Raw genomic sequence first — 12,591 nt, forward strand, 5'->3', positions numbered from 1 at the left:
CCTATATAAGCCGTCCGGGGGGAAGTCTGCAATGGCTCTTGCGAAACGGCCTTGACAGAGCCCGAAAGCAGTCCCAAGTCCTTATCCGAATTGACCGTTCCCAGCCCGGCGGCGAGGGGTGATTCGGTCCGAGATCGCATCAAATGCAGGCCAAACCACCCCTGAGAATCGTGCTTTGCTCGCCCCGCGGCTTCTGCGCCGGGGTGGTGCGGGCGATCGACACCGTGGAACGGGCGCTGACCATCTATGGCGCCCCGGTCTATGTCCGCCACGAGATCGTCCACAACCGCTATGTGGTGGACAGCCTGAAGACCAAGGGCGCGATTTTCGTCGAGGAACTGGCCGAAATCCCGGACAATACCAATGCGCCGGTGGTGTTTTCCGCCCACGGGGTTCCGAAATCGGTGCCGGCCGACGCCAGAGCCCGCAATTTCTTCTCGCTGGACGCGACCTGTCCGCTGGTGACGAAAGTGCACCGGGAGGCCGCGATCCATTTCAAGCGCGGCCGGGAAATCCTGCTGATCGGGCATTCGCATCACCCCGAAGTGGTCGGTACGCTCGGCCAATTGCCGCCGGGCGCGGTGACGCTGATCGAGACCGCGCAGGATGCCAAAACCTTCACGCCGAAGGATCCCGACAATCTCGCCTTCGTGACGCAGACCACGCTGTCGATCGACGACACCGCCGAGATCGTGGCGATGCTGAAGGAGCGATTCCCCAACATCTCCGGCCCGCACAAGGAAGACATCTGCTACGCCACCACCAACCGCCAGCTCGCGGTCAAGAAGGTGGCCCCCGTGGTCGACGCCCTGATCGTGGTCGGCGCGCCGAACTCGTCGAACTCGCAGCGGCTGCGCGAGGTCGCCGAGCGCGAGGGCTGCCCGATCGCGGTATTGGCGCAGCGCGCCGCCGATATCGACTGGAAGCGGTTCGAAGGCATAAAGAGCCTCGGCATCACCGCGGGCGCGTCGGCGCCGGAGGTGATCGTCGAAGAGATCATGGGTGCGTTTGCCGAGCGCTACGACCTGCATGTGGAGACGGTCTCGGCCGCGGAAGAGAACGAGTTCTTCCCGCTGCCGCGTTCGCTGCGGCCAGACGCTGCGTAGGCGCCCATGGCGGTATACACCGACGTTGCCGCCGACGAGCTTGCGGAATTCCTTTCCCGTTACGATCTCGGCGAATTGCTGTCCTACAAGGGCATCGCCGAGGGCGTCGAGAATTCCAACTTCCTGCTGCATACCCAGGCCGGCTATTTCATCCTGACGCTGTATGAGAAGCGCGTCGCCCGCGGCGACCTGCCGTTCTTTCTCGGCCTGATGACCCATCTCGCCTCGCGCGGCATCTCCTGTCCGCTGCCGGTGCAGAACCGGGACGGTGAGGCGCTCAGCACCTTGGCCGGGCGGCCCGCGGCCATCATCCATTTCCTGGAAGGTGTCTGGCCGCGCAAGCCCAACGTCGCGCACTGCGCCGGCGTCGGCCAGGCGCTGGCGCGGATGCATCTGGCGGGGCGCGATTTTCCGGTTCAACGCGCCAATGCGCTGTCGGTGTCGGGCTGGCGGCCGCTGTTCGAACAGGCGGCTACCCGCGCCGACGAAGTGCAAAGCGGGTTGCGGGCGCTCATTTCGGCCGAACTCGATTATCTCGAAGGCGGCGTCTGGCCGAAACACTTGCCGCAAGGGGTGATCCACGCCGATCTGTTTCCCGACAACGTGTTCTTCCTCGGCGACAAACTGTCGGGCATCATTGACTTCACCTTCGCCTGCAACGACATGCTGGCCTATGACGTCGCGATCTGCCTCAACGCCTGGTGCTTCGAGAGCGATTGCTCGTTCAACGTCACCAAGGCGCGCGCTTTCCTGGGCGCTTACGGCCGTGAGCGGCAACTGTCGGATGCGGAGGAGAGCGCGCTGCCGCTGCTCGCGCGCGGCGCGGCGTTGCGCTTTTTGCTGACGCGGCTGGTCGATTTCCTCAACGTCCCGCCAGGCGCCTTGGTGCGTCCGAAGGATCCGCTGGAATATGCCAGAAAACTGCGCTTCCAGCAGGGCGTGACCAGCCTGCGCGATTACGGCGTCGCGACTTCGGGGCTGGTGGCGTGAGCGCACTTCCGCCCGTCGTCATCCATACCGACGGCGCCTGTTCGGGCAATCCCGGACCGGGCGGCTGGGGCGCGATCCTGAAATTCGGCGAGGTCGAGAAGGAATTGAAGGGCGGCGAAGCCCACACCACCAACAACCGCATGGAGCTGATGGCGGCGATCTCCGCGCTGGAAGCGCTGAAGAAGTCGTGCTCGGTCGATCTCTACACCGACAGTCAATATGTCCGGCAGGGCATCACCAGCTGGATCCATGGCTGGAAGAAGAACGGCTGGCGCACCGCGGACAAGAAGCCGGTCAAGAATGCCGAACTGTGGCAGCGCCTCGACGCCGCGCTGAAATCGCACGAGGTCCGCTGGCACTGGGTCAAGGGCCACGCCGGCCACGACGAGAACGAGCGCGCCGACCAGCTCGCACGCGAGGGCGTGGCGATGGCGCGGCTGAAGAGATGAATCCGTCATTGCGAGGAGCGAAGCGACGAAGCAATCCAGCTTGCGGCTATGGATTGCTTCGCTCCGCTCGCAATGACGATGGCCCTACAGCTGCCCCAGCAGCGTGTCGCCGCCCGAAACCTCGACCTTGCCGGGCGCGGGCTCCTTGTTGAGCTTCTTGACCACGCCGTCATCCACCACCATCGAGTAGCGGTGCGAGCGGATGCCGAGCCCGTTGCCGGAAGCGTCGAGCTCCATGCCGATCGCCTTGGTGAAGTCGGCGTTGCCGTCGGCGAGGAAGGTGGCCTCGTCGCGCTGATCGGTGTCACGCTTCCAGGCGTTCATGACGAAGGCGTCGTTGACCGAGACGATGGCGATGGTGTCGACGCCCTTGCCCTTGATGGCGTAGGCGTTGAGGAAGATGCTCGGCAGGTGCATCTTGTGGCAGGTGCCGGTATAGGCGCCGGGGACCGCGAACAGCGCGACCCTTTTGCCCTTGAAGATGTCGTCGGTGGTCTTCACTTGCGGACCCTCCGCCGTCATCACGCGAAACTTGGCTTCCGGCAGCTTGTCGCCAACTTGGATCGTCATCGTCAAATCTCCTTAATGGTGCGGATGGTTCTTAAACCGGGCGGGCGGCGGGCACAATATTGGCATCAGCGAAAACGGCAATGGGTCGCCGTGTTCACTGTTCTGTCATCAAGCAGGCCGCGGGCGTGGTCGAACATCGCACGCCCGCAGGTGCCTTCTCAGGCCGCCGCCTTGTTCTCATCGCGCAGTTCGCGGCGCAGGATCTTGCCGACATTGGTCTTCGGCAGGCTGGTCCGAAACTCGATCTGCTTCGGCACCTTGTAGCCGGTCAATTGGGTCTGGGAGAACTTGATGATGTCCTCGGCGGTGACGTTCGGATCCTTCTTCACCACGAACGCCTTCACCGCCTCGCCCGAGCGCGCGTCGGGGACGCCGATCACGGCGCATTCCAGCACGCCGGGATGGCTCGCCAGCACCTCCTCGATCTCGTTGGGATAGACGTTGAAGCCCGAGACCAGGATCATGTCCTTCTTGCGGTCGACGATCTTGGTAAAGCCGTCCGCCGTCATCACGCCGATGTCGCCGGTGCGGAAATAGCCGTCCGCGGTCATCACCTTGGCGGTCTCGTCCGGCCTGTTCCAGTAGCCGGCCATCACCTGCGGGCCCTTGGCGCAGATTTCGCCGGGCTCGCCGAGTGGCACCTCGTTGCCGTCATCGTCGCGGATCGAAAGGTAAGTCGAGGGCACCGGGAGACCGATCGTACCCGAGAACTCCTCGATGTCGGCCCGGTTGCAGGTCAGCGTCGGCGAGGTCTCGGACAGCCCATAGCCTTCCGACAATGCGCAGCCGGTGGTTCTCAGCCATTTCTCGGCAACCGGTTTTTGCGTGGCCATGCCGCCGCCGTTCGAGATTTTCAGCTTGGAGAAATCGAGCTTGTCGAACCCCGGTGTGTTCAACAGGCCGTTGTAGAGGGTGTTGACCGCCGGGAAAAAGCTGACCTGGTATTTCGTCAGCTCCTTGACGAAGCCGGCCATGTCGCGCGGGTTGGGGATCAACAGATTGGTGCCGCCCGCGCGCATGCCCAGCAGGTAACACGCGGTCAGCGCGAAGACGTGATAAAGCGGCAGCGCGCAGACGATGATCATATTGTCGACGATCGGGGGCTTCTTCAGCGCCGGCTGCAGCCAGGCGTCGTTCTGCAGCACATTGGCCAGAATGTTGCGATGAAGCAGCGTCGCGCCCTTGGAGACGCCGGTGGTGCCGCCGGTATATTGCAGGAAGGCGACATCGTCAGCCGTCATCTTCGGCTTGTTGAATTTCATGCCGCGGCCGGCCGCGACCGCGTCGTTGAAGGCGACCGCGCCCGGGATCGAATAGGGCGGCACCATCTTCTTCACCCGCCGCACCACCAGATTGACGATCATGCCCTTCAAGCCGAGCATGTCCCCCATGCTGCCGACGATGACATGCTTGACCGCGGTCTTGCCTATCACCTGCTGCACGGTGGTCGCGAAATTCTCCAGCACGATGATGGCCTCGGCGCCGGAATCCTTGAGCTGGTGCTCGAGTTCGCGCGGGGTATAGAGCGGATTGACGTTGACGACCGCGTAGCCCGCGCGCAGCACGGCCGCGGTCGATACCGGATATTGCATTACGTTCGGCATCATCAGCGCGACGCGCGCGCCCTTCTGCAGGCCCTTGCCCTGCAGATAGGCGCCAAGCGCCCGCGACATTTCGTCGAGATCGCGATAGCTGATCGACTTGTCCATGCAGATGAAGGCCTTGCGGTCGGCGAATTTCGCAAAGCTCTCCTCCAGCAATTCGACCAGCGAGGCGTATTGGGTCACGTCGATATCGGCGGGCACGCCGGGTGGATATTGCTTGAGCCAGATCCGCTCCATGGTATTCCCCCTCTGAGGTTCAGTTCCCTCGCCGTCTCGGCGGGATGCCGCATTTCGGGCCGTCTTGTTTCCCGGCAGTATTGAGCAAGGCGGCCGTCCGTGGCAAGCGCCCACGCCCGGTCGGCGGATCGTTGCTGGACAGGAGTGCCGCCTTTGGGTAGCGCCGCGAGGGGTTCAGGTGTGTGGCGCGCCGGGCGTTTGATCCGCCGGCCTGGCGTCGCTGGTCGCGCTCTTGGGCTTGGGTGCGGGTTTCGCAACGGCCTTGGGCTTGGCCGGCTTGGCTGTGGGCTTGTCGGCCGCGGCGATGGGCTTTTCGGCAGGCTTTGCGGCCGCATCAGGCTTGGCATTGGCGTGCCTTGCGGCCGCAGGTTTGGCCGCGGACGTCGCGTCGGGCTTGGATTCGGGTCCCTTGGGCTCGACCGCCGCATCGGGCTTTGCCGCAAGGCGCGTCTTCTTGCCGCGATGCCGGGACGTCTGCTTCTCGGAGTCCGCATTGACCGCAGCCGTCAGCGCCGCGCCGGTCCGGGTCGGGCCGGTGTAGACGACCATCGGCTCCGAAGCTTCGGCCGGGCCCGCCAGCATATCCGAGGGTTTCGGCATCGGCGGCTGCAAGCCGGCGGCAAAGAACGTCATCGCGCTTTCCCCGCTGCTGCTGCTGCTCGCGCTGCCGCTGTTGGTGGCGACCGTGTCTTCATCCTCGTCGCTGGCCGGCTTGTGGCGCTTGCCGCCGCACATCTCGTCGCGCAGGTTCGGCGGCGAGGCGTCGATCGGCACCAGATTGTCGACGATGCCGAGCGAGGGACGCAGCCAGGACAGCGTGTTGTTGGCAAAGCCGCGCTCGAGCAATTGGGCGGCCCGCACCGCGCGCATGTGGCCGGAGGTGGAACCGAGCACCACGGCGATCAGCCGCTTGCCGTTATGGGTCGCCGATCCCACGAGGTTGTAGCCGGAGGCGCAGATGAAGCCGGTCTTGAAGCCGTCGGCGCCGGGATAGCGTCCGATCAGATGGTTGAAATTGTTGGTGACCTTGCGGCCGAAGCGGATCGAGGGGATGTGGTAGAAATATTCGTATTCCGGCAGGTCGTGAATGATGGCGCGGGCGAGAATGGCGAGATCGCGCGCCGAGGTGATCTGGCCGTCCGCCGGCAGGCCGTTCGGATTGACGTAGCTCGTCTGCGTCATGCCGAGCCGCTGCGCGTTCTGGTTCATCATCGCCGAGAACCCGTCGATCGAACCGCCGACGCCTTCGGCGAGCACCACCGCCATGTCGTTGGCCGATTTCACCAGCATCATCGCCAGCGCATTCTGCACGGTGACCTGCGTGCCGGGACGGAAACCCATTTTCGACGGCGACTGCGAGGCTGCGACCGAAGACACCGTGAACAGCGTATCCATCGTGATACGCCCCTCCTTGACGGCCTTGAGCGTGACATAGGCCGTCATCATCTTGGTCACGGAAGCGGGATACCAGGGATAAGTCGCGTTCTGCGCTTCCAGCACCTTGCCGGTGTCGGCTTCGACCACCAGCCATGCTTCCGCATGCGCGACGCGCGCGGTGAGGATGCCGAGCGCAGCGACGAGGAGAATCCAGGTCCACGAGGACTTGCGAAGCAACGGGCGAAGCAGATGCACTATTCGATTCCGGTCCTCTGAGGCCCGCCTCTGAAAGCGAGGAGGTCCTGGCGTGTGACATTCGGGTTTCAAGCGTGTCCGGCGCCGTCCGCTACGGCGCTGCAAACCTATACCGGCTTGCCGATCCAGAACAGAGGCCGGGCGATTAAATCGTGGACGAAAGGGGCCGAAATTCGACCACCCTTAAAATCTTGCCTTAAATCTTGACAGTGGCGCTGGCTGCGCCTTGCGCTTGAATACTGGCCCGCGCGTTCTCCTGAACCATGAACTGGGCGCGCGCCAATTCCGCGAAACGGCCGCCTTTCGCCACCAGTTCATCGAAAGTTCCGCTTTCGATCACCTGTCCGCCATCGAACACCAGGATGCGCGTGGCGTTGCGGATGGTGGAAAGCCGGTGCGCAATCACGAATGTGGTGCGGCCCTTCATCACTTCATCGAGAGCGGCGTTGACCTTGGCTTCGGTGACGGCGTCGAGCGCGCTGGTTGCCTCGTCGAGGATCAGGATCGGCGGGTCCTTCAGCAGCGCGCGCGCGATCGACAGCCGCTGCCGCTCGCCGCCCGACAGCATCCGCCCGCGCTCGCCGGCATTGGTTTGAAATCCCTGCTCGCTGCGCTCGATGAATTCCAGCGCCTGCGCGCGGCCCGCGGCAATCCGCAATTCCTCATCGGTCGCGTCCGGCTTGCCGACGCGCAGATTGTCGGCGATCGAGCGGTTGAACAACAGCGCCTCCTGGAACACCACGCCGATGTTCCGCCGCAGCGCCGTCAGCGTCAGGCCGCGGATATCCATGCCGTCGATCCGGATGAAGCCGGACTGCGGATCGAACGCGCGATGCAGCAGCGCGATCGCGGTCGATTTGCCGGCGCCGGTCGGACCGACCAGCGCGATGGTCTGGCCGGGCAATGCGACAAAGGACAGGTCTTCGACCGCCGGCCGCTTGCCGTCGTAGGAGAACGACACGTCGTTGAATTCGATCAGCCCCGCCAGCCGCCCGGTATCGATCGCGTCGGGCCGGTCACGCACCGCGGGCACCGCGTCCAGCACGTTGAAGAATTCCTGCAGGCGCGGCGCTTCCATGAACAGACTGTTGATGAAGCCGACCACCTGCTCGAGCTTCTGGATCAAGAGCGTGGCGAAGCTGACGAACATCACGATCTCGCCGACCGAAGTGAGCCCCTGTTCGTGCAGCGCGATGCCGACGGTGAAGATCGCCAGCACCGTGATGGTGGTGGAGGCGCGCGTGATCACGGTGACCAGCGCCCACCACGACAACACCGGCATCTGCACGGCGAGCAGCTGGTCGGCGACGAAGCGCAGGCCCTGCACCTCGGCATCGATGCGCACAAAACTCTGCACCAGCGCGACATTGCCGAGGGCGTCGGAGGCCCGCGCGGAAAGGTCGCTGTAATGCGCCTCGACCTCGTTCTGCATGCCGTAGGTCTTGCGCACCACGAGCGTCGTCAGCACCGTGAACACCACGCACAGCGCGAACAGAAGGATCGCGAGCCGCCAGTTGATGTAGAGCGCAAGCGGCAGCAGCACCACCAGCGACATGATGGCGGCGAAATGCTCGCGGAAGAATCCGAGCCACAGCCGCCACAGCGCGTCGGTGCCGTTGAGCATCACCTTCATCAGCCGGCCTGAATGGGTGCCGGTGTGGAAGGTCAGCGGCAACTGCATGATGTGTTCGAAATAGCTCGTCAGCACCGCCTGGCGCTGGCGATGCGCCAGCCGGTCGGCATGCAGGGCAACGGCCGCGCCGCACAGAATCGTGAACAGGCCGAACGCCGCCCAGGCCGCCAGCAGGGGCCACGCCGATGTCGATCCGGATGGACCGGGCTTGCCGGAGAGCACATCGACGATGCGGCCGAACAGCACCGGTTCGGCGAATTGCGCGCCGGCCAGCAGCAGATTGGCGCCGGCCAGGATCCAGCCGAGCCGCGCCTCCTTGCCGAGCAGGTCGAGCACGCGGATATAGAGACGAAGCAGTGACATGCCGTTTCGAGGACTCGTCAGGCGCCGGGCGGGCGACCGTTCAGGTCCGCATTCTAATCGGGGAACGCGGGCTGGGGAACCAAACATCCGCCCCCTGTGTTGGATCAGCAGGCTTGTCATGGAGGATATTCGAGATGTTTGCCCGAAAAGCTTTGTTTTCGTCGATTGGCCGCGCCGCTGCGATGGCGGCGGTTGCGGCGATGGCGCTGACGGCCGTCGCGCCGCTGCCGGCCTTTGCCGGCTCGGCGCCAGCCGGAACAGGGTTAACCGCGGCCAATGCGAGCGGTGGCGTCACTGACGTCAGCGCCCGCCGTCGTTATTACCGTGGTGGCGGAGGTGCCGCGGCGGCAGGCGCCTTTGCCGCGATCGTTGGCACGGGCGTTGCGATCGCCGCGACCCAGAACCGCCGGGCCTATTACGACGATTATTACGGCGGCGGCCCGGCCTACTATGGCGGCGGTCCGGTCTATTACGGCGGTGGCCCCGGCTATTACGGCGGCTATGGCGACAATGGCTATGGCGCGAGCGTACCGTATTTCCACGGTCATCCGAACGCCGGCTGGTAGCCCAAAAAGTTTCCGCAACCGATTAATCCGCCGGTCACCGTCGCCGGCGGATTTGTCGTTGTGGCAGCGGGCGTTAACACGCTGGCGACGCATTTGGACTAGATTCGCAAAATGAGTGATTCGCTCGAACGGCTTTATCAGGCTGTCATCGCGGCCAGGGATCTCGACCCGGGTGTCTCGCGAACCGCCCGGCTGTTTCAGCGCGGCCCGGCCAAGATGGCCAAGAAACTCGCCGAAGAAGCCATCGAAGTCGTGATCGACGCCGTCAACGGCAATACGGCGGCCGTGGTGCGCGAGAGCGCCGACCTGCTCTACAACCTGACCGTTCTGTGGGCGTCAGCCGGGGTGCGGCCTGAGGACGTGTGGAACGAGATGGCGCGGCGGGAGCATCTGCTTGGAATTGCCGAGAAGCTGCCGAAATCGACCGTGAAAATGCCCAAGGCTACCGCGGCGGGGGTGGCTCGGCGACCAATTGTCGCGCTCGAAGGCCGCGCCTTGCGCAAGCGCCACTGACGCCTGACGAAATTTCCGCGAATGCATGGCATGGACAAATCCGCCGCGGGGTGGTTCATCGCGCCATGCTGAGACGGATCTACGACTGGTGTATCGACGCCGCCCACAAGCCCTATGCGCTCTGGATCCTCGGAGCGGTGGCGTTCGCCGAGAGTTCGTTCTTCCCGGTGCCCCCGGACGTGATGCTGATCCCGATGTCGCTGGCGCGCCCGCAACGGGCGTGGTTTTACGCCCTGGTCTGCACGGCGGCTTCCGTGCTCGGCGGCATCCTCGGTTATGCGATCGGCGCGCTGCTCTACGATTCGCTCGGGCAGTGGCTGATCAATTTCTACGGTCTTGGCGGCAAGGTCGAGGCGTTCCGCGCCGGCTACGCCGAATATGGCGCCTGGATCATCCTGCTGAAGGGACTGACGCCGATCCCCTACAAGCTCGTCACCATCACCTCGGGATTTGCCAACTACAACATCTGGCTGTTCGTCGCGCTTTCGGTGATCGCCCGCGGCGGGCGTTTTTTCTTCGTCGCCATCCTGCTCAACCGCTATGGCGAATGGATCCGGGTCCGGATCGAGCAACGCCTCGGGCTGTGGGTGGCGATCGGCGTCGCCGCGCTGGTGGGTGGCTTCGTCATTGCGTTTCGGATGCTGTGAAACAGACCGTGAAGCGCTTTGCCGCTCCACGGCTTCGGGTTAGATTCGAGGTCATGACGGCTCGACCGGATCAACTCCACGCGCCCGCCAGGTCGCATGCCGCGGCTGCGGCCCTGGGAATATCGATGCTGCTGCTCGCAGCCGGCGCCGCATGGCCGCAAACCGCGTCTCCGCCGCCTGCGCTCGGCGTCCAGGATACCGGCGCCCAGCCACCGCCCGCGCCGCCGCAAGCCGCGCCGCAGCGCGAGGCGAATCCGGGCCTGATCAACGAAATCGGAAAATTGTTCGACAAGCTGCCGCCCCTGAAAAGTCCGCAACAGACCATCGACGACCTGAATGCACGTGCGAAAGATGCGGCAAAGGGTGCATCCGAGAGCCTGTCGCGGCTGGCCAGGCCGGCCTCGATGGTTTCGGGGCGCATGATCTGTCCGGCTTCGGCCGACGGCTCGCCGGACTGCAAGTCCGGTGCCGACAAGCTCTGCCAGTCCAAGGGTTACAAGGAGGGCAAGAGCCTCAACACCGATTCGGCGGAAACCTGCTCGGCGAAGGTGCTGATCCCCGGCCGGACGCGAAAGCCGGACGACTGCCGCACCGACAACTACGTCACCAGCGCGCTGTGCCAGTAGCAGTGCCGGCGGTGCTGGCAGCGGTTGCCTTGTTGGTATGATGTCTGGCATCTATTAAACCGACGCGTGCCGTCATCGAATGAATCGCGAAAAGGATTTTCCAACATGTCCATGCCTGCCTTGTTCAGGGGTCGTCTATCGCTACCCGTGATCGGTGCGCCGCTGTTCATCATCTCGGTGCCCGATCTCGTGATCGCCCAGTGCAAGGCCGGCATCGTCGGATCGTTTCCGGCGCTGAACGCGCGTCCGCCCGCGCTGCTCGACGAGTGGCTGGCGCGGATCAAGCAGGAGCTTGCCGCCTACGACAAGGCGCATCCGGACGCGCCTTCGGCGCCGTTCGCGGTCAATCAGATCGTGCACCGCTCGAACAACCGGCTCGATCAGGATCTGGCGCTATGCGAGAAGCACAAGGTGCCCGTCATCATCACCTCGCTGGGCGCGCGCGAAGAACTCAATCAGGCCGCGCATGGCTGGGGCGGCATCGTGTTTCACGACGTGATCAACCAGAAATTCGCGCACAAGGCGATCGAGAAGGGCGCCGACGGCCTGATCCTGGTCTCGGCCGGCGCCGGCGGTCATGCCGGCGAGATTTCGCCATTCGCCTTCGTGGCCGAGACGCGGCAATGGTTCGATGGCCCGATCGCGCTGTCGGGCGCCATCGGCAATGGCCGCGCCATTCGCGCGGCCCGCCTGTTGGGCGCCGACTTCGCCTATATCGGCTCCGCCTTCATCGCCACCAGGGAAGCCAATGCGGTGGAAGGCTACAAGCAGATGATCACCACCTCGGCCGCGGAAGACATCGTCTATTCCAACCTGTTCACCGGCGTGCACGGCAATTACCTGAAACCCTCGATCGTCGCTGCCGGCATGGACCCGGACAATTTGCCGGAGTCCGACGCCTCCAAAATGAGCTTTGGCACCGACGCCTCCGGCGAGCGCGCCAAGCCGAAGGCCTGGAAGGAAATCTGGGGCTCAGGCCAGGGCGTCGGCAGCGTCAGCAAGATATTGCCCGCCGCGGAATTGATCGCGCGGTTCAAGAGGGAATACGACGAAGCGATCGATCCCGCGCTGTGATGCTTACTTCCCTTCTCCCGCAACAATGGGAGAAGGAAGAAAGGCCGATTCAATCCGTGCGATTGGAGCCATCATGACCTCGAAGCGGCCTGCGCTTCCCATGACCGGCGGCTGTTCTTGCGGCGCGATCCGTTATGAGATCGCGTCGTTTCCGCTGCTGCTCTACACCTGCAATTGCACCGATTGCCAGACCGCGTCCGGCAGCGCGTTCGCGCAGAACATGCCGGTGCTGGCCCGCGATTTTCACATCCTGCAGGGCGAGCCGAAGGGCTGGCGTCATCTCTCTCCGACCGGCATTCTCGTGATATCCTGGTTCTGCAGGGATTGCGGCGGCAGGCTCTACGGCGAGCGGGCGGGGCGCGAGGAGATCGTCAACGTTCGGGCGGGCACGCTCGACGACACGTCATGGCTCATTCCGGCAGCGCATATGTTCATGAAGAGCGCGCAGCCCTGGGTGTTGCCCGCGGCCAACGCCGAATGCCATGAGGTCGGCCCGGACGATTTTCGGCCGCTTGCGGCGGCATGGCGCGCGATGTGGCCGGAATTCTTTCCGCGGAAATAGCGGCTCAGCCAGAGCGATC

Annotated in this window: 13 protein-coding genes; 9 read left to right on the forward strand and 4 right to left on the reverse strand. The window is 64.2% G+C overall.

The window, feature by feature from the left end:
* Positions 1–143: 143 nt before the first annotated feature.
* From ispH to rnhA, 3 genes are read left to right on the forward strand one after another with little or no spacing between them, the layout of a single operon-like run.
* Entirely contained in the window at positions 144–1,106 is a 963-nt protein-coding gene (gene ispH / locus VK804_RS12925; RefSeq protein WP_325371204.1) for a 4-hydroxy-3-methylbut-2-enyl diphosphate reductase, read from the forward strand.
* A 6-nt stretch (positions 1,107–1,112) separates the two neighbouring features.
* Complete coding sequence (locus VK804_RS12930) at positions 1,113–2,096, forward strand: homoserine kinase (RefSeq protein WP_325371205.1); 984 nt, start codon at positions 1,113–1,115, stop codon at positions 2,094–2,096.
* On the forward strand, positions 2,093–2,545 hold the full coding sequence (gene rnhA / locus VK804_RS12935) for a ribonuclease HI (protein WP_325371206.1): 453 nt from the start codon (positions 2,093–2,095) through the stop codon (positions 2,543–2,545). Before VK804_RS12930 ends, rnhA begins: the two co-directional genes overlap by 4 nt.
* An 84-nt stretch (positions 2,546–2,629) precedes the next feature.
* Here the strand turns inward: rnhA and VK804_RS12940 are convergent, their stop codons facing one another.
* The 4 genes from VK804_RS12940 to VK804_RS12955 all read right to left on the reverse strand — a co-directional run bounded on the left by VK804_RS12940 (position 2,630) and on the right by VK804_RS12955 (position 8,584).
* Complete coding sequence (locus VK804_RS12940) at positions 2,630–3,115, reverse strand: peroxiredoxin (RefSeq protein WP_325371207.1); 486 nt, start codon at positions 3,113–3,115, stop codon at positions 2,630–2,632.
* Positions 3,116–3,273: 158 nt separating this feature from the next.
* Positions 3,274–4,956: a long-chain fatty acid--CoA ligase gene (locus VK804_RS12945; protein WP_325371208.1), complete on the reverse strand. Its 1,683-nt coding sequence runs from the start codon at positions 4,954–4,956 to the stop codon at positions 3,274–3,276.
* 174 nt (positions 4,957–5,130) lie between these two features.
* Positions 5,131–6,588: a D-alanyl-D-alanine carboxypeptidase family protein gene (locus VK804_RS12950; RefSeq protein WP_325371209.1), complete on the reverse strand. Its 1,458-nt coding sequence runs from the start codon at positions 6,586–6,588 to the stop codon at positions 5,131–5,133.
* A gap of 196 nt (positions 6,589–6,784) precedes the next feature.
* Positions 6,785–8,584, reverse strand: coding sequence for a glucan ABC transporter ATP-binding protein/ permease (locus VK804_RS12955; protein ID WP_325371210.1), 1,800 nt, complete (start codon positions 8,582–8,584; stop codon positions 6,785–6,787).
* Positions 8,585–8,718: 134 nt separating this feature from the next.
* On the opposite strand from VK804_RS12955, the gene VK804_RS12960 reads away from it, so the two are divergent.
* The 6 genes from VK804_RS12960 (at position 8,719) to VK804_RS12985 (ending at position 12,572) form a co-directional block, all read left to right on the forward strand.
* A complete protein-coding gene (locus VK804_RS12960) occupies positions 8,719–9,150 on the forward strand; it encodes a hypothetical protein (protein WP_325371211.1) in 432 nt (143 codons plus the stop codon).
* 111 nt (positions 9,151–9,261) lie between these two features.
* Positions 9,262–9,663 (forward strand): phosphoribosyl-ATP diphosphatase, encoded by a 402-nt coding sequence (gene hisE / locus VK804_RS12965; protein WP_325371212.1) that lies wholly within the window; start codon positions 9,262–9,264, stop codon positions 9,661–9,663.
* Between the two features lie 65 nt (positions 9,664–9,728).
* Entirely contained in the window at positions 9,729–10,310 is a 582-nt protein-coding gene (locus tag VK804_RS12970; protein ID WP_325371213.1) for a YqaA family protein, read from the forward strand.
* A gap of 125 nt (positions 10,311–10,435) precedes the next feature.
* On the forward strand, positions 10,436–10,936 hold the full coding sequence (locus tag VK804_RS12975) for a hypothetical protein (RefSeq protein WP_325371214.1): 501 nt from the start codon (positions 10,436–10,438) through the stop codon (positions 10,934–10,936).
* A 105-nt stretch (positions 10,937–11,041) separates the two neighbouring features.
* Positions 11,042–12,010 carry a nitronate monooxygenase family protein gene (locus tag VK804_RS12980; protein ID WP_325371215.1) on the forward strand — a complete coding sequence of 323 codons (969 nt, stop codon included), beginning with the start codon at positions 11,042–11,044 and terminating at the stop codon, positions 12,008–12,010.
* 73 nt (positions 12,011–12,083) lie between these two features.
* Positions 12,084–12,572, forward strand: a complete 489-nt coding sequence (locus VK804_RS12985) for a GFA family protein (protein WP_325371216.1) — start codon at positions 12,084–12,086, stop codon at positions 12,570–12,572.
* Positions 12,573–12,591: the final 19 nt, after the last annotated feature.

Source organism: Bradyrhizobium sp., from assembly GCF_035484855.1.
Taxonomy (GTDB): Bacteria; Pseudomonadota; Alphaproteobacteria; order Rhizobiales; family Xanthobacteraceae; genus Bradyrhizobium.

Coding starts and splice junctions, on each gene's coding strand:
- ispH (WP_325371204.1), top strand. CDS start 144: ATGCAGGCCAAACCACCCCTGAGAATCGTGCTTTGCTCGCCCCGCGGC.
- VK804_RS12930 (WP_325371205.1), top strand. CDS start 1,113: ATGGCGGTATACACCGACGTTGCCGCCGACGAGCTTGCGGAATTCCTT.
- VK804_RS12940 (WP_325371207.1), bottom strand. CDS start 3,115: ATGACGATCCAAGTTGGCGACAAGCTGCCGGAAGCCAAGTTTCGCGTG.
- VK804_RS12945 (WP_325371208.1), bottom strand. CDS start 4,956: ATGGAGCGGATCTGGCTCAAGCAATATCCACCCGGCGTGCCCGCCGAT.
- VK804_RS12955 (WP_325371210.1), bottom strand. CDS start 8,584: ATGTCACTGCTTCGTCTCTATATCCGCGTGCTCGACCTGCTCGGCAAG.
- VK804_RS12960 (WP_325371211.1), top strand. CDS start 8,719: ATGTTTGCCCGAAAAGCTTTGTTTTCGTCGATTGGCCGCGCCGCTGCG.
- hisE (WP_325371212.1), top strand. CDS start 9,262: ATGAGTGATTCGCTCGAACGGCTTTATCAGGCTGTCATCGCGGCCAGG.
- VK804_RS12970 (WP_325371213.1), top strand. CDS start 9,729: ATGCTGAGACGGATCTACGACTGGTGTATCGACGCCGCCCACAAGCCC.
- VK804_RS12975 (WP_325371214.1), top strand. CDS start 10,436: ATGCTGCTGCTCGCAGCCGGCGCCGCATGGCCGCAAACCGCGTCTCCG.
- VK804_RS12980 (WP_325371215.1), top strand. CDS start 11,042: ATGTCCATGCCTGCCTTGTTCAGGGGTCGTCTATCGCTACCCGTGATC.
- VK804_RS12985 (WP_325371216.1), top strand. CDS start 12,084: ATGACCTCGAAGCGGCCTGCGCTTCCCATGACCGGCGGCTGTTCTTGC.